The sequence below is a fragment of the Polyangium mundeleinium genome (genome assembly GCF_028369105.1).
Classification (GTDB): domain Bacteria; phylum Myxococcota_A; class Polyangia; order Polyangiales; family Polyangiaceae; genus Polyangium; species Polyangium mundeleinium.
In genome coordinates this window covers 7773249-7792758 of the sequence record NZ_JAQNDO010000001.1, presented here as the reverse complement: position 1 = coordinate 7792758, position 19510 = coordinate 7773249, and the positions used below count along the sequence as shown (strand labels likewise).

Below are 19510 nucleotides of genomic sequence, written 5' to 3'. Positions count from 1 at the left end.
CCCGGAACCGCCTCGCGCTCTGCGCCCCCCGCTAACGCCTCCGCCCCCGCTCCCGCTCCCGCGAAAGCAGCGGGCCGCGGCGAGGCACGGCCCGCTGTGCGCCTCACCGCCGCGCCAGCCGGTACAAGGTGGCTATGATATGGTCGAGCGCATCGCGCAGGCCATCATCGACCGATTCGACGTAGCCCAGCGCTTCCGCCGCGTCCAAGCACGCGCGCACCTCCGCCGCCGAGCCCATGGCGGTATGCCACCGCGCCCGCACGTTCCGCCCCTGCGAATAGGCGCCTTCGTGCAGATTCAGCGGCACGCTGGTAGCTGCACGCCGTAGCTGATCCGCCAGGTTCGCATCTTTCCTGCCGATCTTTTCGATGACCGGCCGCAACCGCCGCAGCATTTCGATCGTGACGCTGTAGATCCTGAGAGCCATTGCATCCTCCTTCCCCGACCGGGGACCCTTGTCCCGGGCCCGCGCGCGGAGGGTGGTGCAAGGCTGCGAGGCGAAGCCTCGCACCGCGCGCAGCCGCCCGGAGCGCGAAGCGCGAGGACGGCGAGCACGGCTCGGCCTTGCGCCACCCGAGCACGCGGGCATGCTGAACGACCCCGGACGAAAGAGCCTGAAGGCGCGCCCCGGAAGCGGAAGCGGAAGCGGAAGCGGAAGCGGAAGCGGAAGCGGAAGCGGAAGCGGAAGCGGAAGCGGAAGCGGAAGCGGAAGCGGAAGCGGAAGCGGAAGCGGAAGCGGAAGCGGAAGCGGAAGCGGAAGCGGAAGCGGAAGCGGAAGCGGAAGCGGAAGCGGAAGCGGAAGCGGGAGCGGAAGCGGAGGCGGGAAGCGGGATCTGTTTGTGTATGGTGGCTCCGAGCCGAATAGGTAACGATGAGCGCGTGGCTTTTGTGATGGGATTCAATCTCCACACAGCAGCGGCGATGAATGGTCGGGGTCGAAAACGCGTGAAGCGTATCCCACGACCACGCGCAGGCCCCACGGGAGCGAGCATACCCATTGGCGAAGCTGTACCTCTGGCAATACGTTTTCGGTCAAATGGATGGCGCCATCGTTCCTCCGCCGCCCCAGGGCATGAAGGACAGAATCCACCTGGCCTATCTGCGGGCGAGCTGTCCCGCGCGGTAGATCGCCCGCGCCCACGCAAGCGCGAGCATGGAGAACGCGCCGACGCCGAACGCGAGGACGACCGGCCATACGCCGAGCGACTCACGGATCCCCGCGGCGACGCCGGCGGCGCTGGCGCGGCTGACGCGCTCGACGGAGCGATCCAGGCACTTCGCCGCGTCCCTGCCGTCGCACTCGGGGAAGAGCACGCCGAGCTCGCCCCGCACTCCGCGCGCCATGGATGCGGTCACCTGCTCTGTCGTTGCGGAGAGGCTCGTCGTGAGCGGCCCCTCGCCCGCGCGGCCCAGCTCGGCAGAGATCCCCTGCGAAAATGCGCGCGCCGCCTGGCCCGCGATCGACTCGACCGGCGTCGCGCTCTGCGCCTCGCGCCTGCCGCCCTCGCTCACGCGCTCGACGACGTGCGGCCCCCCTAATGCCGCGCTCGACGCGCCGAAGACGATGCCTGCCCCGAACGCCGCCGCGATCCGGTGGATTTCGGCGAGTCGCTGCGGCTGGCCGAGCTCCTCCGTCGCGCTGCCGATGGCGCGCCGTTTCACGCCCTCCGCCAGCTCCTTGATGCGCTCGTGATCGCCGATCTTCCCGGCCACCTTGCCTATCGCCCCCTCGGCTGCGCCCCGGCCCGCGCGCTGCGCGACGCCACACCCTGCTTGAGATACGAGGACGATCATCAGAGCATGTCTGCACAGAGAGGCGACGAGATGTGGAATACCCTTCATAGATCCTCTCCCGCTTTCCCCATCTCCCGCGCTCGTTTCTATCGGAGAGGCGCCGCCGAGGCGGGGTCGCCGGGTCGCGGCGGGACGAACGCCCGGATGAGTCCGGACTTCTTCGGCAATCTTTGCCCGAAGACGCCGGCCAGCATCTCCCCTAGACCGTAATAACAGAGGTATCCGGCAAGCACGTATTTGACCAGCGGAGCCGATGGCGGCCACAAGAGCAGGATGAGGCCGGCGATCATCAACCCGACGCCAACGATGAAGAGCCAACGCGAGTCGACCATTCCCTTGAACACCACCGACGCCGCGGCGCGCAGCGCACCCGAGATGAACGCCCAGATGCCGACCAAGACGACGAAGATCTCTGCCGCATAGCCGCGGCGGAGCACCACGAGCCCGAGCAGGATTCCAGCCGCGCCGCGTAGGCGGGAGAAGAGGCGCTTGATGGGTGCCTCGGGCCGCGCGGCCATCAGCGAGATGACCCCGTCGACGAGGACGTAGAGGCCGAAGGCCGTCACGAGCACGCGCCACCCCGCGGTCGCCCCCTGACCGATGGAGACGCTCAAGGTGCCGATACCTAAGGCGAACGCCAGCGCGCCCTGAGCGAGGAGGATCCACCGCGCCGGCTCCGGCTTCTTCGGCCTGGGAAAGAGCGTCTTGACGGCGAACCTGGCCGATTGAAACGGGTTCTTCACCGCGGGCGGCTCGGCGCGGAGCGGCTCGTCGGGCGCCACGACGGGCATCTCGTGCTCGATGGCGCGGCCGCTCTTCCACTCGAGATGACGAACGTGGCCGTCCGGCGAGATACGCAGGAAGTGGTTGAGAGGGCCCGTCCACGATCCGCTGTTGAAATACCAATCTCCGATTCGACCCACCTTGTGGGTGTGCCCGAGCACCACCACGTCGTAACCGCCTTTCTGGCGATTGGCGCGAACGCCGGCCACGTGCTCGCCGAGCCGATCCGGGTTCTGCGCTGGGGTCAGGGTCGCGTTGGGGCGCAGATCCTCGCGCGTCGCGTGCTTTTTCATGGCTCCGAGGGCGCACCTCCAGATCAACAACATCGAATCGCCGAACTGCTCGAGCACGTCCTCTGCGCTCTCGCCGCTCGGCAGCAGCGGAGAGCCGTTCTCGTCCTCGAAGACGCCGCCGAAGATGGCGAGCATACGGCCGAAACCGGGGTCGTCCCCTGCGTTGAAGGGATCGGTCTCGTGCCCGTGGCAGAAGAGGAATCGCCTGCCCGCGATCTCCCGCTCGAACGGCGTGCGCATGTGGGCGAACAAGGGATGAGCGAGGAGGTCCGTACCGGCGAAGTGGACGAGGTCGACGTCGTGATTGCCTGGCACATAGATGGTTTCCACGGCAGCCAGGTGGTCGAGCAGCTCCCGCCGCTTCACGAAGAGGCGGCTCATGTTCATCTGCCAGAGCTCGAAGAGATCGCCGAGGATGAAGAGCTCGCCTCCCTCGGCGCCGACGTGGTCGATAAACGCGCGCAGCTCTCCCGTCTTCTTGCCTGCCTCGAAGTTGTCGCGCGCACCGCCGTCACCGAGGTGCAGATCGCTGATGACGAAGATGTCCCTGGTTGCCCGATCCATCGCCTCGTTCCCCCCTCGGCAAAGCGACGATGCTGGAGCACGACCGACGTGAGCAGAGGGGGCTCGTCGGTGACGACGAGCGTGCTGTGCGAATGCTTGCGCACGAGCCCCTCCGCGACGCGGATGGCCTCACCCCAGGCCGTCGGAATCCGGCATCACGGAGTCGTCGAATGCCTCCTCCATGATCCTTCCCCGCTCAAGTGCCTAGGGCCCGCGAGCTATGGGAGCAAGCGGACGAACGCATGCGGCGGCGGCCTGCCTTTTGGCTTCCGAGCACGCGGGCAGAAGGGAAGAGCCCGGACGAGGCCGATGAATACGCATCCGGATGAGCGGGAGCGGGAGCGGGCTTGAGAGCGGGAGCGGCTGCGGAAGCGGAAAGCGGAATTTGTTCAACGGGTCCCTTGGGGTGCTGGAAGAAGAACGACGTTTACACCTCGGGGGCGCCGCGCAGAGGGCGTATCTCGCTTCCTCGCTCCAAGAATGCCGCTGGGGTGAGCCCGACGAGAGCCCGGAAGTCGGCAATCAGATGCGATTGGTCGTAATAGCCAGCGTCGGTGGCGATCCTCGCCCAATCGCCCGACGTCGCCGCCATTCGCAAGGCACGCTGCAGACGAACCGATCTCGCGAAATCCTTCGGTCCGATGCCGATGTTCTCCACGAACGCTCGACGGAGATGTCGCGTCGTGACGCCGAGTCGTTCTGCGACGCTCTCGACGCGCATCTCTTCTCCTTCCATCCATCGTGCCGCGCGACGCGCGAGCCGGGCCGATGCGGACTCGAAGTTTTGATGCGCGCGCACAGCGAACGCACGCGCGAGGCGGTCAAGCACCTCCGGCACGCCCCTCGCGCCGAGGAGCTCCTCGCAAAGATCTCGGCCCGAACGGCCCCAGATGTCTTCCAGCGTGACGAACGCGTCGCAAAGCTCGTTGGCGGCCACGCCGAGCAGCGGCGTCGACCAGCCCGGCTTGAATTCGAGCATCACGGCCTGCACGAAGCCAGTCGCATCCTTCAACATCGCGCGGGTCCGTGGCCCCACGACGCTCACGTCTCCCCGACGGCCCCTCTCGAGGACCCGGAAGATCAGCGCCGTCCTCCCATCGGGGAGACGATCGACGCGACACGCACCACCGCCGATCGGCGCTACGGTTCGAACGCTCGAGACGAAGCGCGAAAGCACCAAGGTCGGGTCGGCATCTGTCATCACGCGGGAACTCATCCGTACACGATCCGCCCGGGCTTTCAAGCCGACGCGGAGCGGAATGCCGAAATGTCCGATCCTTCCAATCCAAGCTCCGTGGCAAGGGATATGGAAGCTCGCATGACGCACATGCAACATCCCATCGGAACGGGCTTCACCGCCGCATCGACGACCGACGACGTCCTCAGGGGCATCGACCTGACCGGCAAGAATGTCATCGTCACGGGCGGCCACGCCGGACTCGGTCTCGAAACCACGCGCGCGCTGGCCAAGGCTGGCGCGTCGGTCACCGTCGGTTCTCGCGAGCCAGATCGTGCCGCCCTCGCGATCGCCGGGCTCGAACGTGTCGAGGCGAGTCGGCTGGACCTCGTCGACCCAACGTCCATCGACGCGTTCGCAAACCGCTGGCTCGCGTCGCATCGTCCACTTCACATCCTCATCAACAACGCCGCGCCGCCATCGCCCAAAGAGATCGTTCGCGACGCGCGCGGCTACGAATTACAATTCGCGACCAGCCATCTCGGTCACTTCCAGCTCACCCTCGGTCTCTTGCCGGCCCTGCGCGCGGCTCACGGAGCGCGGGTCGTCAACGTGTCGTCCGGCGCGCAACGCTTCGGCCACATCCGGTGGGACGATCCGAACTTTGCGACGGGCTACGACTCCCGGCTCGCCTATGCGCAGTCGAAGAAGGCGAACGTACTCTTCGCTGTCGAGCTGGATCGGCGCTATGCCAAAGACGGGATCCGCGGTTATGCCGTCCATCCAGGCGTCGTCGTCGGTACGAACCTGAACGCCTCGGCCGGACCGGAGGCGCTGCGGGCCATGGGGCTGATCGACGCGGACGGCAAGCCGATCATCGATCCGGGACGTGGGAAGAAGACGTTGCCGCAAGGTGCAAGCACGATCGTATTCGCCGCCACGAGCCCGCTGCTCGCGGAAATCGGCGGGGTCTATCTCAAGGACAACGACATTTCGTCGCTGGACGACGCGCCGAAGCCCCTGACCGCGGACAGCATCCCTTCCGACGTCGCGTCCCACTCCATCGACCCGCAATCCGCACAGCGGCTCTGGGAGTTGAGCGAGCGGCTCCTGAAGGCGTGAGCTCCGCGGGGGGGACGCCCGTGGATCTCGGCCGGAGACACGGGAACGGCAGCGGCGGCGGAGACGGGAGCGGGGGCGGGAGCGGGAGCGGGCTCAGGCGAGCGCGAGCGTTTGCAGGTGCCGTCGAGCGAGGGACAGGCGGGAGTAGGCGGTTTTCGTTTTGATGCCGAGCGCTTCGGCGATCTCCCGGACCGACCGACCCTCCAGGTACGGCATGACCACCGCCCGGATGCGCGGGCCGACCTTCCAGAGGAACCGCTTCAGCCGGAACCACCCATACATCGCCTGCATGAGTTCCTCAGGCGACGACGACGCGTGTTCCTGCGCGGGGCCGTCCTCCGCGAGCCCCGTGAAGACCTCTCGCTCGTGACGCGCAAGCTTTCGATAGTTGCTCGCACGGTTGAGCCCGATCACCACGAGCCACGGGCGGGCCTGCTCCGGCGTGAGGAGGCATTCGAGGCGGCGCCAGGCCGTGAGGAAGACCTCCTGGACGATATCCTCCACATCACGGAAAGGGATGGCCTGCGTGAGAAGGAGGCGGCGAAGGAAAGCGCGGTGTTCGAGGTAGAGCCGCCCGAGCAGGGCGTGCGCCGCCGTAAAGTTTGCCGGCGGAAGATGGAGCGGTATCGTTGCCATACTCATGACTCCGGGTTGCGCGGGGTTGTGGGGAGACGCCGGTCGGTGTTAGGTGCGCCGGCTGGCGTCGCTTCTTCTTGTCTCACGAAGCGTGGCGGAAGGCAATCTGCAATGTGAGATTGGTTCGTCGCGGGAGAACCCCACGATCCGCTGAGAATGGTGGAGCGGGCACCGCAATGGACGCCGTGATCCAGGCGAGGCGGCGGGCCGTCCTGGTGGAGGACGGCCCGCCGTGTGGTTCACGATGCGCGGCCCCCCCCAGGGTCGTCTTCCCCGCTCATCGAGGAGACGCCCACCGTTTCGCCGGAGCGCTCCGCCATGCTCGAGGTGTTCTGCCGCGGGGCGAAGTCATTCGCGTTTCGCCGGGCGCGGACCTCACCCAGCTCGGCCGCGTCGTCGCGGCGCTGCGCGGGGGTGCCGCGTGATTCCGGCGCGAATGGCGATCCACGTGGCGACCGAGCGGCGCGATTTGCGGTGTTCGTTCGATGGGCTCGCGGGTGTCGTGCGCGAGGTGCAGCGGGCCAATCCGCTCTCCGGTGCGCTGTTCATGTTCTTCAACAAGAGCGCGGATCGGGTGAAGATCCCCTGGTGGGATCGCACGGGGTTTTGCCTGCTCTACAAGCGGCTCACGGGCCCAATGTCTCCCTGGGCGGTTCTTGCAATGGCTGAACTTCGGGCACACTCTTCTCGATCGCGGCTATTTCGGCCTCGATCCGACGCCCATCTACCGAGTTCGGTTGTACCTCGAGCATATCGTCCTGCAGCAACGCGTACAGACGCGCCGTCGCGGTACGCGCTCCCTCTCCGCTCTCCTTTTGCCGCGCCTCTCGGTAGCCTCGCCGCGCGCAGCCACGCAGCGCGCTCACGAACGCCTTCGCGTCTTCGCTCGCGCTCGTGAATCGATCGATCCCGGCGGCGTTACCGGCGCGGTCGCACGCCTTCGCGATCACGAACGCAGACTCCGCCCGCACCGCCGCGCTCTCGCGTTCGATCTGCCTCTGCACGCGCGACACCTCCGCAAAGGCCGCGAGCTGTTCCGCGAACGGGCCGAGGTCGCGCCGCATGATCGCGAGGTACTCGACGATGCTCTTTCCGGCGGCATCGAAGTCATGCGCCCCGATCGCCTTCACAGCGCGGGCGGCGATTGGTGATAGCTTTGTTTTTTGCTTCGACCACGCAGAGCGATCGAACGTGAAAAGCACCTTGTCGACCACGAGATCGTAGAGCGCACCGCCAAAGGGCAGGCGGGGGTCGGTCGGGGCGTCCCCGCGGATCTCCTTCGGAACGCCACTCGCAGCGTCCGGGTGCACGACAGCGGCGAGCGCCGCGTCCCCCTCGACCGCGACAACCACGGACGAGAACCTCACGTCAGAGCGCTTGAACCCTCCGCCGCCGAGCAGATCACGGAGCGTCGCCTTCGTATCGCCGTCCGATCCGATATCTCCGTCGGTGGGCGCAGCCTCGCCGCTTGGCAGGAGCTTCGTGAGCGCATCGACGGCGGGGCCTGAGAGCCGATAGCGCTGCGCTCCCATCTCGTAGTGCGGCAAATCGATGCAAAGCGCTCCGTCCTCTCGTGTGCGCACCAGATAACCGAGCAATGTCACCCGGCGCGACGCTGGCGAGCCGGGTACAGCCGTGGCGGCCGGGCGCGCGTGCTCCGGCAAGGCTCCGGGGATCGGCCAGGCGGCGATCCCCTGCGGGCCAATCAGATTCGCCGGGGTCGCGGACGCGATGAGATAAAGATTCTGCTCCTCGTCCCCCACACCGCTACCGAATAGCTGCGAGAAGACGCGGATATCGCCCATGAGATGGGGCACCGCGGGGGAAGACGATCCGTGGGGCGAACCCCGCCAACGCGCGGCGATGAGCGTTGCGCTGCCGCTCCGCAGGCCCATCTTCAGGAGCGCATCGCGCGTGAGAAAGCGCCGCGGCGGCTCTTTCCCGTTGAATGCGTCGACGACGACGATATCGTACATCTTGCGGGCACGCGCGAGATAGTCGAGTCCATCGGACGCGGCGGCGTGCCCTTGATAGCCGAAAAACCGGCGCGCGAAATCGATGACGGCGGGCTCCAGCTCCGCGACCTCGACCTCGAGCCCCTCGGTCGCGAGCGCGGCGGCGGTCCGCCCGCTCCCGAGCCCAATGACCAACACGGTCCTCGCGTTTGGCCGGGCCGCGCGCACCAGCGTGACCAGGGGATCTGGGGACGCGACGATATCCCGCCTGCCCGCCGGCACGGCTGCTTGTACGACGCCGTCAATGGTCAGCAGCCGCAGTCCATCGCGCTCCTCGACGCGTACGACTCCCTGCGCGCCGGCCCCCTCTGCGAGCACGCCCGGCGGGAGCGTAGGAGCCGCGGGCGGAGGCGGCGAGTTCGGGGTCGACGCAGGTGAGGCCTCGCGCGCCGGAGGCGCACTGCCGGTGCACGCCGCAAGGAGCGCGGAGGCGAGCCAGGGGAGGGCGGAGGAGAGAGACCTGCGACGCATTGCGGAAACCTACCAGTTCCACAGGAAGATCACACGGCTTGCGTCGCGCTTTCGCCGGAGTGGCGTCATCCATATTGAAAAGCTCACCGAACAGAGGCAACTGCAAAGGTGCCGCGCCGTCCGCCTCGATGCCCGAGGCCGGCGAGCACGAGGCCCACGTCGAGCCCAAGGCCGACGAACTGGGGCCGGCGTCCGAACAGGAGGCTACCTTCTCGGCACATACCGCATCGCCACGGCCCCAGAGCTGAACTCCTGCCGGCCCACGAGTTTCAGATCGATGTACTTCGATAGGCCCGCGAAGAGCGTCGGACCGTGGCCGGCTAGCCTGGGCTGCACCACGAACTCGTACTCGTCGATCAAGCCCAGCTCCGCCAGGGCCAGCGGGAGCGTCACGCCTCCCACGTAGAGGCCCTTGCCCGGCTGCTGCTTTAGCTCTTGAACGGCCGTGGCCAGATCCCCGCGCAGGAGCTCCGCGTTCCAATCCACCCGGTCCAGGGTGCTCGACACGACGTACTTCTTTGCCGCGTCGATCGTCCGGGCGAACGGCTCCGTCCATGGGGGCATCCCGTCAGGCCTCTGACCCGTCTGCGCCATCGACCGCCACCCGGCCTCCATCATTTCGTAGGTTGTGCGGCCAAAGATGAGGGCATCGGCCTGCGCGAGGATTTCGGCCGCGTGACGATGCAACTCTTCGTCCGGGACCCCCGCTCGATGATCGCAGCACCCGTCCAACGTGACGTTGATGGAATACCGAAGGGGTCGCATCGGGTCAGCGTGCCACGATCGAGGTTGGATGGGAAGCGAGGAGCGGCACGTGCGGGGGCCGCACGCCAGCCTCATCTGCGGGTGCCGGCGTGAGCGACTCCAGCCCTCATCAGCATCGGCTCGATGGGCAAGCTGTTCCGCTTTTCCGCCAAGGCTTCCGAGCTCCCGCTGCGGCAGGAATCAACGGACGATCACGCGCACCGGAGAGCCGGGCAGACCCTGCAGCCCCACCCGCACCGGCTTCTTGGACACGAGCTCGAAGCTGTAGCGCCGCAGCAGCGTGCCCAGGACGAGCTTCATCTCGTACAGCGCAAAGGCGGCCCCGATGCAGCGCCGATGCTCGCCGCCAAACGGCAGGAATTCGAAGGGGGAATAGGTTCGCTCCAGGAATCGCTCGGGACGAAATACCTCCGGCTCCGGAAATACCGTGGGATCGTGGTGGGCCCAGATGATTTGCGCGAACACGCCTGCTCCGGCCGGCAACGCGCAGCCCGCGATCTGCATCGGCGCATTCAGCTTGCGTCCCACCCCCGGGCTGGGCGGGCGCAGGCGCAGCGTCTCGTTACACACCGCTTCCAGATACGGCGCCTTGGCCAGCGCCTCGGGCTCCGGATCCGCGCCCAGCGCCGTCAGCTCGTCCTGCAGCCGGCGCAATACGGCTGGCGCGTGTCCGAGAAAAGAGAGCGCCCAGGTGAGCGCGCCCGCGGTCGTGCTGTGCCCCGCGAAGAGCAGCGTGTGTAGCTGTTCGAAGATCTGCTGGTCGTTGAGCGCCGTCCCGTCTTCCTGGCGGGCTTCCAGGAGCAGACTCAGGATATCGGTGCGCTCGGCAGGCTCGGCGCGGCGGCGGGCGAGCTCCGGATCGAGGAAGTTGCGCAGGTCCTGAGTCGCGCGCAGCCTGTGCGCCCACGGGCCGAAGCCCCCGAACTCCCGGCGCAGCCAGGGAATCATGAGGGTGACGGTCAGGCCTAAGGAAAAGCTTTTGCGCAATGCCTCGAGCAGCTTCTCGAGGCGCGCCACCTCCGCCGGTGCAGTGACTCCAAACACGACGTGGATGATCGCCTGTAGCGAGATGGCATGCATGAGGTCCTGTGCCACGAGCTGCATGCCCGGCTTGAAGTCCTGGGATTGCTGCAAAGTCAGGTCGCGGATCTGCTTTCCGTACAGGCGCATGCGCTGCCCGTGAAACGGCGGCATGAGCAGCTTGCGCATGGCCGTGTGCCGCGCGCCCGAGAGCACGAACAGCGACGACTCTCCTAACGCCGCGGTAAAGCTCTCGGACAGCATCTGGTCAAGGGCCACCGGCGGCACCGCCGAACACGGAGCGCAGGCCCTCCACGCTGCCGGTGGCCAGCACCGGTTTGCCGTCCATCTTCGGGAGCGACATCGGATCGCCGTAGCGCTCCCGCATGCGCAGCGTGTAGCCGATCGGGTCCATGAGCCCCTGTATGTTCACCAGGATGTTGTTGGTGGGGCCTTTGGGCAAAGGGGTCATGGGGCGCGTTCCTTCGATGGTACTGCCGGCTCAGGCTCTCTAAATTGGCATCGTCAGATCCCGGTTGCCGCTTGCCGCTTCCGCTCCCCCTACCGCGCGAGCCGCGCCCGGAGGAACTCCCCGGCGCGCTCGATGGCCGCGATGCTCTCGCGTAGGTACGTCGGGAACCCGTGGAACCCGTGAATCATGTCCTCCCACGCGTCGAGCACCGCCTCGCCGCCCGCGGCGTTCACCTTGTCGACGAGCCTGCGTGCATCGTCGAGCAGCACCTCGGCCGTGCCCACCTGCACGAAGAGCGGGGGCAGCCCGCCGAGATCGGCGAAGAGCGGTGAGCTCGCGGCGGGATCCTTCCCCTGGAGAATGGCGCCGACCATCATGGCCAATCCGCGCGGATCGACGAGCGGATCGCCCTCGCCGTTCGTCTTCGCGGAATCGCCCGAACCCGTGAAATCGACCCAGGGGGAGAAAAACGCCGCGCAGCTCGGCAGGGGCAGGCCCGCGTCGCGCAGCGCGAGCAGCGTGGAGAGCGTGAGGCCTCCGCCGGCCGAATCCCCGGCGATCGCGATGTGCGAAGGCGCGACGCCCTGCGCGAGCAGCCAGCGATACGCCGCGACCGCGTCCTCGCGGCACGCGGGCCAGGCGTCCTCGGGCGCCAGGCGATAATCCACGGAGAGCGCGCGCGTCCCGGCGTGTTTCGCCAGGCGGTAGACCGTCTCCAGGTGGGTCTCGGGTGAACCCAGCATGTAAGCGCCGCCGTGCAGGTAGAGGATCACGCGGCTCGGATCGGCGCCGGGCGGCGTGATCCAGTACGCGGGCACATCGCACGTGGTGCGCTCGAGCCGCGCCTCGCTGGGCACGGGCGTGGCTTGCATGAGCGCCGCGAACCAGGCGCGCAAGTCGGCCGGCAGGGTGCTCTTGGGGGGATTCGATCGGAAAAACGTAATGAGCTCGGCGAGACCCGGGGTAGACATGCAGGCATGAGACGCCCGCGCGCCGGCGTCGTCAAGCCGGGGGCAGCATCAGGGTCAAAAGCGCACGACGTCCTTCGCCGGCCGCGCCCGCAGCACGACGTGGCGCTCGCCCTTGGCCGTGGTGTGTTTCGCCGCGATCCACACGTCGCTCCCGGAGGCCCACACCTCGCGCATTTCCCAGCGAGAATCGGGCTCCGGGACGGAGGCGTGCGCGGGCGGCGGGACCTCCTCCCATTCTCCGGGCGGATATCGCTTCCAGATCGCGTCCGCCGTGACGAGCCACAACGTCCCGTCGCCTGCCCCCGCGAGCGATCGCGCGGGCGCGCCGAGCTTCGGCAAGGTCTGCGCCTTGAACACGCCCCCTTCGAGCCGAAGCAGGTGGGCGCTCCCATTGTCTTCGGCGCCGAGCACCCATACGTCGCTCGGCCCCTGCGCCACGAGGGCGACGTGGTGCATCGACGCCGGCACGCCCGGCAGCACGTACACCTGGCCCGGCACCCCCACGGGCGCCTCCTCCGCCTCGCCGCCGTCCGCCCCGGCGTCCGCCGCGCCGCCCTCCGCCACGCCGCCGTCGAGATCCACGCCCTTTGCCTCGTTCGCCGCGGGCGCGGCCGCCGCGCTCGCGACGGCGGGCGCGACGCTCGCGCTCGCCTTGGGTGATGGCGCGCTCGTGGCCTCCTCGGCCCAGCGCACGACGACGTGGTGCTTGCCGGAGTCCCCCGTCCTGCAATGCCCCGCGGCGAACACCTCCCCGGTGGCGAGCGCCGCGATCTCCTCGATACGCAGCGATTTCGCGCACGCTTCGTCGTCGAGCCGCGCGCTCGGCAGGTCGGGCGAAGGTTCCTCCTGGTAAGGATCCACGACCTTGACCTTGAGTTTGCCCGAGGACGTCGACATGGAGAGGACCCTCCGTTTCGACCACGCGGCGAGGTGAGGCTTCCAGTCGTCGGCGAATGCCTTGAAGCTGCCTTTCGCCTGCTCCAGGCGGAAGAACGGATTCTTCACGGGCTCCTTCTCGATCTTCGGCGTCTCGAAGAGCACCCAGACCGAGCCCGGCAGCCGGCCCGAAAACCGCAGGATGTGCCCCTCTGCGGGCAGGCCGGACGGCATGGGCTTTTCGACGAGCTCGCCCTCGACGGCCGCCGTCGCCATCCGCGTGCGCCCCGCGTCCGCGATCACAATGCCCTCGGCGACGCCCGAGAACGTGAGGGGCTCCTTCGCCTCCAGCACCACCGAGAGCGGGCCCTTGGGCACCTCCGGGGCGGGCGTCGTCGCCGTGGTCGTCGCCGAAGGGGTCGGCGCGGGGCCCTTGTCGGTGTTGTTGCCGCAGCCGAGGAGAGCCGAAGGAACGAGCGCGCACGCGAGCAAGGCAACGAGGCCACGCATGCGGGCAAACTAATCGGTTTCTTCCTGAAAAGGAAGATGTCGCCGGGCAGCTTGACCGGGCCTTCGCAGAACCCTACGTGCCGCCGCACCCCCATGGCGCAGACGCGGGCTCTCATGACATGAAGCGTTTCCTCGCCGAGCTCCGCGCCGCCGCGCGGGACGAGCGGGGGCGCACCTTCGTCTTCGTCCCCTACGACCAGCTCTCGGACGCGATCGGCCCCCTGCGGGATCTTCCCCCCGAGCGAGCGGGCGTCCTGCTCGTCGAGGATCCGGCGAAGGCCGCGCGCCGCCCGTACCACAAGCAAAAGCTCGCCCTCGTGCTCGCGAACATGCGCCATTTCGCGCTGGAGCAAGCGCGGCGCGGCGTCGCGGTCCGGTACGTGGTCGCGGACTCCGGGTATGCCGGGGCCGTCACGCGCGCCGCCGCCGAGGTCGGACCGCTCCTCTGCATGGAGCCCGCCGAGCGCGAGCTCCGCGTGGATCTCGCGCCCGCCGTGGCGTCGGGCACGCTCCGGTTCGTTCCCCACGACGGATGGCTCACGACACACGACGATTTTCTCCAGGCCACGGGCGGGCGTCCGCCCTATCGAATGGAATCGTTTTACCGGTACGTACGGAGCCGGACCGGCCTCCTCGTGCACGACGGCCAGCCCGAGGGCGGGCGGTGGAGCTTCGACACGGACAACCGTCTCCCGTTCCGCGGCGAACCTCCCGCGCCCACGCCGCCCTCGTTCAAGCCGGATCCCATCACGGAGGAGGTCTGCGCGCTCATTCTCCGTCGATATGCCGATCACCCGGGCCACCTCGATCCCAGCGCGCTCCCTTCCACGCAGGCCGACGCCGAGGCGCTCTGGGCCTGGGGCAAAGACGCTGCATTGCCGCATTTCGGCCCCTTCGAGGACGCGATGTCTTGCGCGTCCACGAACCTCTTCCACACGCGCCTCGCCCCGCTCCTGCACCTCCATCGCCTGCTGCCCGCGCGGATCGTGCACGAGGCCGCGGCGCTGCCCATTCCGATCGCCAGCAAGGAGGTCTTCGTCCGGCAGATCCTCGGCTGGCGAGAATTCGTGCGGCACGTGCACCGCGAGACGGACGGGTTCCGGATCCTGCCCGATCTGCCCGAAGGAATGGCACGCGGCCTGAGCGACCCCAACGCGCCCGCCCTGCCGGACATGCTCGGCGCGACCGAGCCCTTGCCCGCGTGTTTCTGGGAGGGAGGCCCGCGCTCGGGGCTCGCCTGTCTCGATCGCGTGCTCGGCGACGTCTGGCGCGAGGGCTACAGCCACCACATCACGCGGCTGATGATCCTCTCGAACATCGGCACGCTGCTCGGCCTCTCGCCGCGCGCGCTCACGGATTGGTTCTGGATCGCATACACCGACGCCTACGACTGGGTCGTCGAGTCGAACGTGTTCGGGATGGGGACGTTCGCCGCCGGCGACATCATGACCACGAAGCCCTACGTCTCGGGCGCGGCCTATGTCGATCGCATGAGCGATTATTGCGACGGCTGCCCGTTCGATCCCAAAAAGACGTGCCCGCTCACCGCGCTGTACTGGGATTTCCTCGCGCGGAACGAGCCGATCCTCCAGAAAAACCCGTGCATGCTGGTCCCACTCCAGGCGCTCGCCCGGCGGCCGAGCCCGCGCCGGGAGGCGGATGCCCGCGTGCGCGAGGCCGTCCTTTCGACGCTCGCGCGCGGCGAGCCGCTCACCCCCGAAATCCTCCCGCCGACGCAGTGAACCAAGAGGCCCGCGAGCGTTGCCAGGGCCCGGATCGGACGATATACAAGGCCCCGCATGGAAAGCGCCTCGCCCTCGCCCCGCACCTCGCCGTCCACGCCCGCGTCGAGGCCGGCCGGCGGGAACTCGGGAAAGATCCTGGTCCTGTTCATCGTCGTCACGACGACCGCGATCGCCGGCACCATCGTGGGGATGCGGCTCTCCGTCCGCGCGAAGATGAACGCCGCCGCCGCCTCCGCGAGCGCCGCGGCCTCGGGCGCGCCCTCCGCAGGAGCACCCGCAGGGAGCGCCGCGCCGCGCTGAGAGGGGATTCCACAGGGGGCCGTGGCGCCGGGGCGCTGCCCCGGACCCCGCGGGGGCTGTTCGCCCCTCGACCCGAACCAGGCACGGCCTGGACCGAGGTTGGAAGAACTGCGCGGTGCGCAGTTCTTCCCACGGGCCCGTGGCAAGACCATGGAGGTGGGTGTCGAGCAGGCGGCGCTCCCCCGCACGTCCGACCCGTCAAACCACGAGCACGAGCTTCCCGGTGCTGGCGCGGCCGGCGAGGTCCCGGTGCGCCTCTGCCGCGTCTGCGAGCGGATACGTCTTGCCCACGATCACGCGCAGCGCGCCCTCCGCGGCTGCGGCGGCGAGCTCGGCGAGGGGCGGAGCGCAGAGCTCGCGGCGCTTGATCAGCGGCGTCATGTAATAGCCGGTGATGGACAGGTTCTTGTGCATGAGCCCGATCGGCTCCACGGTGCCGCGCACGTCCGCGGTCGCGGCGCCGAACACGACCATCCGGCCCATCGGCGCGAGGCAAGCGAGGCTGCGCTTGTACACGTCGGTGCCGCCCAGCATTTCGAGCACCACGTCCACCCCTTCCTTCACGGCCGAGCGAATCTGCGTGGCGAAATCGTCTTCCCGGTAGTTCACCACGAGATCCGCGCCGAGCGATCGCACGAGATCCGCCTTCGCCGGCGAGCCTACCGTGCCTGCGACGAACGAGGCCCCGAGCCGCCGCGCGATTTGCACCGCGAGCGTGCCTACGCCGCCCGCCGCCGCGTGCACGAGCACCTTCTCCCCGGGCGCGAGCCTGCCCGAGAGCGTGAGCACGTGGTGCGCCGTCAGGCCTTGCACCGGCAATGCCGCGGCCTGCTCGAAGGACAACCCCTTCGGGATGGGATAGACGCTGTACGCTGGCGCGACCATTCGCTCGGCATAGGCTCCGTCGCCGAGCGCCATCACCCGGTCGCCGACGCGGAGGTCCGTCACGCCTTCGCCGACGGCGAGCACCTCGCCGGCGGCTTCCATGCCGGGGATTGCCGGGAATGTGGGGCGGATGAAGTATTGCCCCTTCGTGAACATCGTATCGGCGTAATTGAGGCCCACGGCGCGGACGGCGAGGAGGACCTGGCCCGGCTTCGGCGTGGGCTCGGGTGCGTCCTCGACGCGGAGGACGTCGGGGCCGCCGAGGGCATGAAATCGAATGGCACGCATGGCGCGAGCCTAGCAGCATCGACCGGCTTGATGCTCGGAAGATCGCGAAGTCGTTACTTCTGGCGATGCGCTCGTAGTCCGAGCGCGTGGGACAGCGCCGCGGCGAGGGTCCCGAACGTGCGCAGGTTGGTCGTGTCGATCCCGAGGTCGACCATGGTCGACGCGATCGCAGGCCGGATGCCGGACACGAGGCAATCGCTCCCGAGCAGCCTCGCCGCGTGGACGAGCGAGAAGACGTGGGACGCCGTATTCGTGTCGATCTCGGCCACCCCCGTCAGATCCAGGATGGTCACGCGCGCCTGCGCGTGCACGATGGCGTCGAGGAGCTTGCTCATCATCATGCCCGCGCGCCCGGCGTCGATCTGGCCGATGACCGGCAGGAGGAGCACCCCCTCGGCGACTTGCAGGATCGGCGTCGAGAGCGCCCGGACCGCCTCATTTTGCGCATACAGCGCGGCCTCGGCCTGGCGGCGCTCGGCCATCTCCTGCTCGAGCTCCCGATACCTCGCCTCGACCTCGCGTCGCGAAGCGCGCAGCTCCTCTTCGAGCTGCTGCTGCTCGGTGATGTCGCGCGCCACGAAATAAATGAGCCCGTCCTTCGGCACGCTCGTCCACTCGATCCACCGGTACGCGCCGTCCTTGCATCGATATCGATTCTTGAAGGTCAGTACGACGGCCCCCTGGGCCATCCTGCTCACCTCGCCAAGCGTCGGCGCTTGGTCGTCCGGATGCACGAACGAGAGGAAGGGATGCATGCGCAGCTCGTCGCGCGTGTAGCCGAGGCGGCCCTCCCACGAGGGAGAGAGCTCCACGAAATAGCCCTCCATCGTGGCAATACCCAGGAGGTCGGCCGCCAGCTCGAAGAGGAGCCGGTAGGTGTCCTGCCTCGGTTCGTTTTTCTGGGATTCGGCCGCGACTTCGTGTCGTTTCTCTTCCACCATCGCCCCCGGTCTCCCCCGGTCTCCCCCGAATCCCCCCAAATCCCGGATGTTAGGCCGCCGCGAGAATTCCTGTCAAGCAGCCTCGCGCGGCGAGAAGCCTGCGCGCGAGCGGGGTACGTCCGCATACTGGGAGACCATGGCATGTCCGTGGACTCGATACGTGCGCATGATTCGTTTTCCTCGCCTCGACCGGCGGCCGGGTGTACCCTTCCGCGCAGCATCATGGCCTCGACGCGGCGCGCCCTCGTGATCGGAACTGGTACGGGCGGCCTCGCGTCCGCCGCCTTCCTCGCCAAGGACGGGTTCGACGTGCTCGCCCTCGACGCTGGCGCCGAGATCGGCGGTTACCTCGCGCCGTTTTCGCAGGACGGATTCGTCTTCGACCAGGGTCTGCACTACGTGGGCGCCTGCCGTCCGGGCCAGCTCGTGCACGAGCTCTTCCAGTCCCTCGGCGTCGATGCAGGCGAGCTCTTCCGCGAGCTCGATCCCGACGGATTCGACCTTTACCGATTTCCCGACCTCGATGTCCAGGTTTGCCGGCCCCTCGCGGCTTACCGCGAGCGCCTGACCGCCCTGTTTCCGGAGGAAACGAAGGGTCTCCGCCATTTCTTCGGTTTGCTCGACGGGGCGGCGCGGATGCACGACGCGCTCGCCCGGGGCATCCTCGGCCGTCCCGTCCTGACGGATCTCGTGGCGCTGACGGGCGTGCCAGCGCTCTTGCAATGGAGCCAGCGGCCGCTGCGCGAGCTCATCGAGCAAAGCACCTCCGACGAGCGCCTGCGCGCCGTGCTCGCCGGCCAATCCGGCGCGTGGGCCTTGCCACCCTCGCGCGTGGTCGGGCTCGCAGCGCTGCTCTACATGGCCCATTTCAGCGACGGCGCGTTCTTCCCGCGCGGCGGCGGCGGGGGCCTGCGCGACGCGCTCGTCCACGCAGCCGAAGCAAAAGGAGCGCAATTCCGCACGCGCGCCCTCGTCGAGCGTATCGAGACCGAGCGCGGCCGCGTGACCGGCGTCGTGCTCGCAGGAGGCGAGCGGATCGAGGCGGACATCGTGGTCTCCGCGGTGGATCCCACGATCACGCTGGGCCGGCTCGTCTCCGCTTCGGATCTGCCAACCTCGCTCCGGCGCAAAGCAGCCGTGATCGAGCCATCGATGGCGACGTTCCAGATATGGCTCGGCATGCGTCGGGACCTGCGCACATACGGGCTCGGCGCGCAAAACGTCTGGCTGTATCCGTCGTACGACGTCGAAGAAGGTTTTTCCGCGCGATTCACAGGAAAACTGCCACCGCGGCCGATGCTGTTCCTTTCGCCGACGTCGATCAAGGACCCAAGCGGCGCGCTCGCACCGGAGGGCAGCTCGTCGCTCGTGGTGCTGACCTACGTGCCACATGCGCGCTTCCGAAAATGGCAATCGCTGCCCGAGGCCGAGCGAGGGCCCGCCTACGCAGCCTATCGCGACGAGATCGCGCAGTGGATGCTGAAGGAGCTCGACGCGCGGTACCCAGGGCTCGTGGGCGACGTGGTCGTGCAGGCCTACGGCACGCCCCTCACAGCGGCAGATCAAACCCGCGCAACCGCCGGCGCGCCCTTCGGCCCAGCAATGACGCTCTCGCAATGGGGACCCAAAGGCTTCCGCACGCGCACACCCGTGACAGGCCTGTACCTCGCAGGCTCAGGGGTCTTCGGCGGCGGCGTGGCGCCATGCCTTCTGTCAGGGCTCGCAGCGTCGTTCATGGCAAAGCTCGCGCCGAAGTGAGCCGCGGAGCTGGGGCTTTGCCCCAGGCCCCACCCGGGGCTGTCCGCCCCGGGACCCGGACCAGCCAGGGGCTGGACCCAAGCTCGATGAACTGCGCTCCGCGCAGCTCATCGAACAGGCCCGG

The 19510-nt window shown here is 68.2% G+C and carries 17 protein-coding genes and 1 pseudogene; 5 read left to right on the top strand and 13 right to left on the bottom strand.

The genetic code is table 11. The annotated features are described in order from the left end of the window. Nucleotides 1-103: 103 nt before the first annotated feature. From POL67_RS31015 to POL67_RS31000, 4 genes are all read right to left on the bottom strand, one after another. Nucleotides 104-427 (bottom strand): four helix bundle protein, encoded by a 324-nt coding sequence (locus tag POL67_RS31015; RefSeq protein WP_271923695.1) that lies wholly within the window; start codon nucleotides 425-427, stop codon nucleotides 104-106. Nucleotides 428-1095: 668 nt separating this feature from the next. Beyond that, on the bottom strand, nucleotides 1096-1794 hold the full coding sequence (locus POL67_RS31010) for a hypothetical protein (protein WP_271923694.1): 699 nt from the start codon (nucleotides 1792-1794) through the stop codon (nucleotides 1096-1098). Nucleotides 1795-1880: 86 nt separating this feature from the next. Next, nucleotides 1881-3434, bottom strand: a complete 1554-nt coding sequence (locus tag POL67_RS31005) for a DUF308 domain-containing protein (protein WP_271923692.1) — start codon at nucleotides 3432-3434, stop codon at nucleotides 1881-1883. A 427-nt stretch (nucleotides 3435-3861) separates the two neighbouring features. Continuing rightward, entirely contained in the window at nucleotides 3862-4635 is a 774-nt protein-coding gene (locus POL67_RS31000; protein WP_308789594.1) for a helix-turn-helix domain-containing protein, read from the bottom strand. A 117-nt stretch (nucleotides 4636-4752) separates the two neighbouring features. Here POL67_RS31000 and POL67_RS30995 point away from each other — a divergent pair, with 117 nt between their 5' ends. Beyond that, nucleotides 4753-5733 carry an SDR family NAD(P)-dependent oxidoreductase gene (locus POL67_RS30995; protein ID WP_271923687.1) on the top strand — a complete coding sequence of 327 codons (981 nt, stop codon included), beginning with the start codon at nucleotides 4753-4755 and terminating at the stop codon, nucleotides 5731-5733. A gap of 93 nt (nucleotides 5734-5826) precedes the next feature. Here the strand turns inward: POL67_RS30995 and POL67_RS30990 are convergent, their stop codons facing one another. Further along, entirely contained in the window at nucleotides 5827-6369 is a 543-nt protein-coding gene (locus POL67_RS30990; protein ID WP_271923685.1) for an RNA polymerase sigma factor, read from the bottom strand. Between the two features lie 244 nt (nucleotides 6370-6613). On the opposite strand from POL67_RS30990, the pseudogene tnpB reads away from it, so the two are divergent. After that, a pseudogene (tnpB, locus tag POL67_RS54330) lies at nucleotides 6614-6943 on the top strand (IS66 family insertion sequence element accessory protein TnpB); the annotation flags it as partial. Between the two features lie 52 nt (nucleotides 6944-6995). Here tnpB and POL67_RS30985 read toward each other — a convergent pair. The 6 genes from POL67_RS30985 to POL67_RS30960 all read right to left on the bottom strand — a co-directional run bounded on the left by POL67_RS30985 (nucleotide 6996) and on the right by POL67_RS30960 (nucleotide 13469). Continuing rightward, nucleotides 6996-8855, bottom strand: a complete 1860-nt coding sequence (locus tag POL67_RS30985; protein ID WP_271923683.1) for a spermidine synthase — start codon at nucleotides 8853-8855, stop codon at nucleotides 6996-6998. Nucleotides 8856-9059: 204 nt separating this feature from the next. Then, complete coding sequence (locus POL67_RS30980) at nucleotides 9060-9620, bottom strand: dihydrofolate reductase family protein (protein WP_271923681.1); 561 nt, start codon at nucleotides 9618-9620, stop codon at nucleotides 9060-9062. 180 nt (nucleotides 9621-9800) lie between these two features. Then, nucleotides 9801-10928 (bottom strand): cytochrome P450, encoded by a 1128-nt coding sequence (locus tag POL67_RS30975; RefSeq protein WP_271923679.1) that lies wholly within the window; start codon nucleotides 10926-10928, stop codon nucleotides 9801-9803. After that, a complete protein-coding gene (locus POL67_RS30970) occupies nucleotides 10909-11112 on the bottom strand; it encodes a hypothetical protein (RefSeq protein ID WP_271923677.1) in 204 nt (67 codons plus the stop codon). Before POL67_RS30970 ends, POL67_RS30975 begins: the two co-directional genes overlap by 20 nt. Nucleotides 11113-11201: 89 nt before the next feature. After that, nucleotides 11202-12083, bottom strand: a complete 882-nt coding sequence (locus POL67_RS30965; protein ID WP_271923674.1) for an alpha/beta hydrolase — start codon at nucleotides 12081-12083, stop codon at nucleotides 11202-11204. Between the two features lie 54 nt (nucleotides 12084-12137). Further along, entirely contained in the window at nucleotides 12138-13469 is a 1332-nt protein-coding gene (locus tag POL67_RS30960) for an NHL repeat-containing protein (protein WP_271923672.1), read from the bottom strand. Between the two features lie 119 nt (nucleotides 13470-13588). Here POL67_RS30960 and POL67_RS30955 point away from each other — a divergent pair, with 119 nt between their 5' ends. Both POL67_RS30955 and POL67_RS30950 read left to right on the top strand, forming a co-directional pair. Further along, complete coding sequence (locus POL67_RS30955; RefSeq protein WP_271923670.1) at nucleotides 13589-15211, top strand: cryptochrome/photolyase family protein; 1623 nt, start codon at nucleotides 13589-13591, stop codon at nucleotides 15209-15211. 57 nt (nucleotides 15212-15268) lie between these two features. Beyond that, on the top strand, nucleotides 15269-15514 hold the full coding sequence (locus POL67_RS30950) for a hypothetical protein (RefSeq protein WP_271923666.1): 246 nt from the start codon (nucleotides 15269-15271) through the stop codon (nucleotides 15512-15514). Nucleotides 15515-15712: 198 nt separating this feature from the next. On the opposite strand, the gene POL67_RS30945 is transcribed toward POL67_RS30950, so the two are convergent. Together POL67_RS30945 and POL67_RS30940 are read right to left on the bottom strand one after the other, a co-directional pair. Then, nucleotides 15713-16687 carry a quinone oxidoreductase family protein gene (locus POL67_RS30945; RefSeq protein ID WP_271923664.1) on the bottom strand — a complete coding sequence of 325 codons (975 nt, stop codon included), beginning with the start codon at nucleotides 16685-16687 and terminating at the stop codon, nucleotides 15713-15715. Between the two features lie 53 nt (nucleotides 16688-16740). After that, the gene (locus POL67_RS30940) at nucleotides 16741-17628 is read right to left on the bottom strand and encodes a PAS domain S-box protein (RefSeq protein ID WP_271923662.1); all 888 of its coding nucleotides are present in this window, start codon (nucleotides 17626-17628) and stop codon (nucleotides 16741-16743) included. A gap of 222 nt (nucleotides 17629-17850) precedes the next feature. Between POL67_RS30940 and POL67_RS30935 the strand changes: the two genes are divergently transcribed. Then, nucleotides 17851-19386 (top strand): phytoene desaturase family protein, encoded by a 1536-nt coding sequence (locus POL67_RS30935; RefSeq protein WP_271923659.1) that lies wholly within the window; start codon nucleotides 17851-17853, stop codon nucleotides 19384-19386. Nucleotides 19387-19510 lie beyond the last annotated feature (124 nt).

What these genes read in the sequence shown, in the direction of transcription:
- POL67_RS30940 (WP_271923662.1), bottom strand. Translation starts at nt 17,628, where the DNA reads ATGGTGGAAGAGAAACGACACGAAGTCGCGGCCGAATCCCAGAAAAAC.
- POL67_RS30990 (WP_271923685.1), bottom strand. Translation starts at nt 6,369, where the DNA reads ATGGCAACGATACCGCTCCATCTTCCGCCGGCAAACTTTACGGCGGCG.
- POL67_RS30945 (WP_271923664.1), bottom strand. Translation starts at nt 16,687, where the DNA reads ATGCGTGCCATTCGATTTCATGCCCTCGGCGGCCCCGACGTCCTCCGC.
- POL67_RS30970 (WP_271923677.1), bottom strand. Translation starts at nt 11,112, where the DNA reads ATGACCCCTTTGCCCAAAGGCCCCACCAACAACATCCTGGTGAACATA.
- POL67_RS30980 (WP_271923681.1), bottom strand. Translation starts at nt 9,620, where the DNA reads ATGCGACCCCTTCGGTATTCCATCAACGTCACGTTGGACGGGTGCTGC.
- POL67_RS30960 (WP_271923672.1), bottom strand. Translation starts at nt 13,469, where the DNA reads ATGCGTGGCCTCGTTGCCTTGCTCGCGTGCGCGCTCGTTCCTTCGGCT.
- POL67_RS30985 (WP_271923683.1), bottom strand. Translation starts at nt 8,855, where the DNA reads ATGCGTCGCAGGTCTCTCTCCTCCGCCCTCCCCTGGCTCGCCTCCGCG.
- POL67_RS30955 (WP_271923670.1), top strand. Translation starts at nt 13,589, where the DNA reads ATGAAGCGTTTCCTCGCCGAGCTCCGCGCCGCCGCGCGGGACGAGCGG.
- POL67_RS30950 (WP_271923666.1), top strand. Translation starts at nt 15,269, where the DNA reads ATGGAAAGCGCCTCGCCCTCGCCCCGCACCTCGCCGTCCACGCCCGCG.
- POL67_RS30935 (WP_271923659.1), top strand. Translation starts at nt 17,851, where the DNA reads ATGGCCTCGACGCGGCGCGCCCTCGTGATCGGAACTGGTACGGGCGGC.
- POL67_RS30995 (WP_271923687.1), top strand. Translation starts at nt 4,753, where the DNA reads ATGACGCACATGCAACATCCCATCGGAACGGGCTTCACCGCCGCATCG.
- POL67_RS31000 (WP_308789594.1), bottom strand. Translation starts at nt 4,635, where the DNA reads ATGACAGATGCCGACCCGACCTTGGTGCTTTCGCGCTTCGTCTCGAGC.
- POL67_RS31005 (WP_271923692.1), bottom strand. Translation starts at nt 3,434, where the DNA reads ATGGATCGGGCAACCAGGGACATCTTCGTCATCAGCGATCTGCACCTC.
- POL67_RS30965 (WP_271923674.1), bottom strand. Translation starts at nt 12,083, where the DNA reads ATGTCTACCCCGGGTCTCGCCGAGCTCATTACGTTTTTCCGATCGAAT.
- POL67_RS31010 (WP_271923694.1), bottom strand. Translation starts at nt 1,794, where the DNA reads ATGATCGTCCTCGTATCTCAAGCAGGGTGTGGCGTCGCGCAGCGCGCG.
- POL67_RS31015 (WP_271923695.1), bottom strand. Translation starts at nt 427, where the DNA reads ATGGCTCTCAGGATCTACAGCGTCACGATCGAAATGCTGCGGCGGTTG.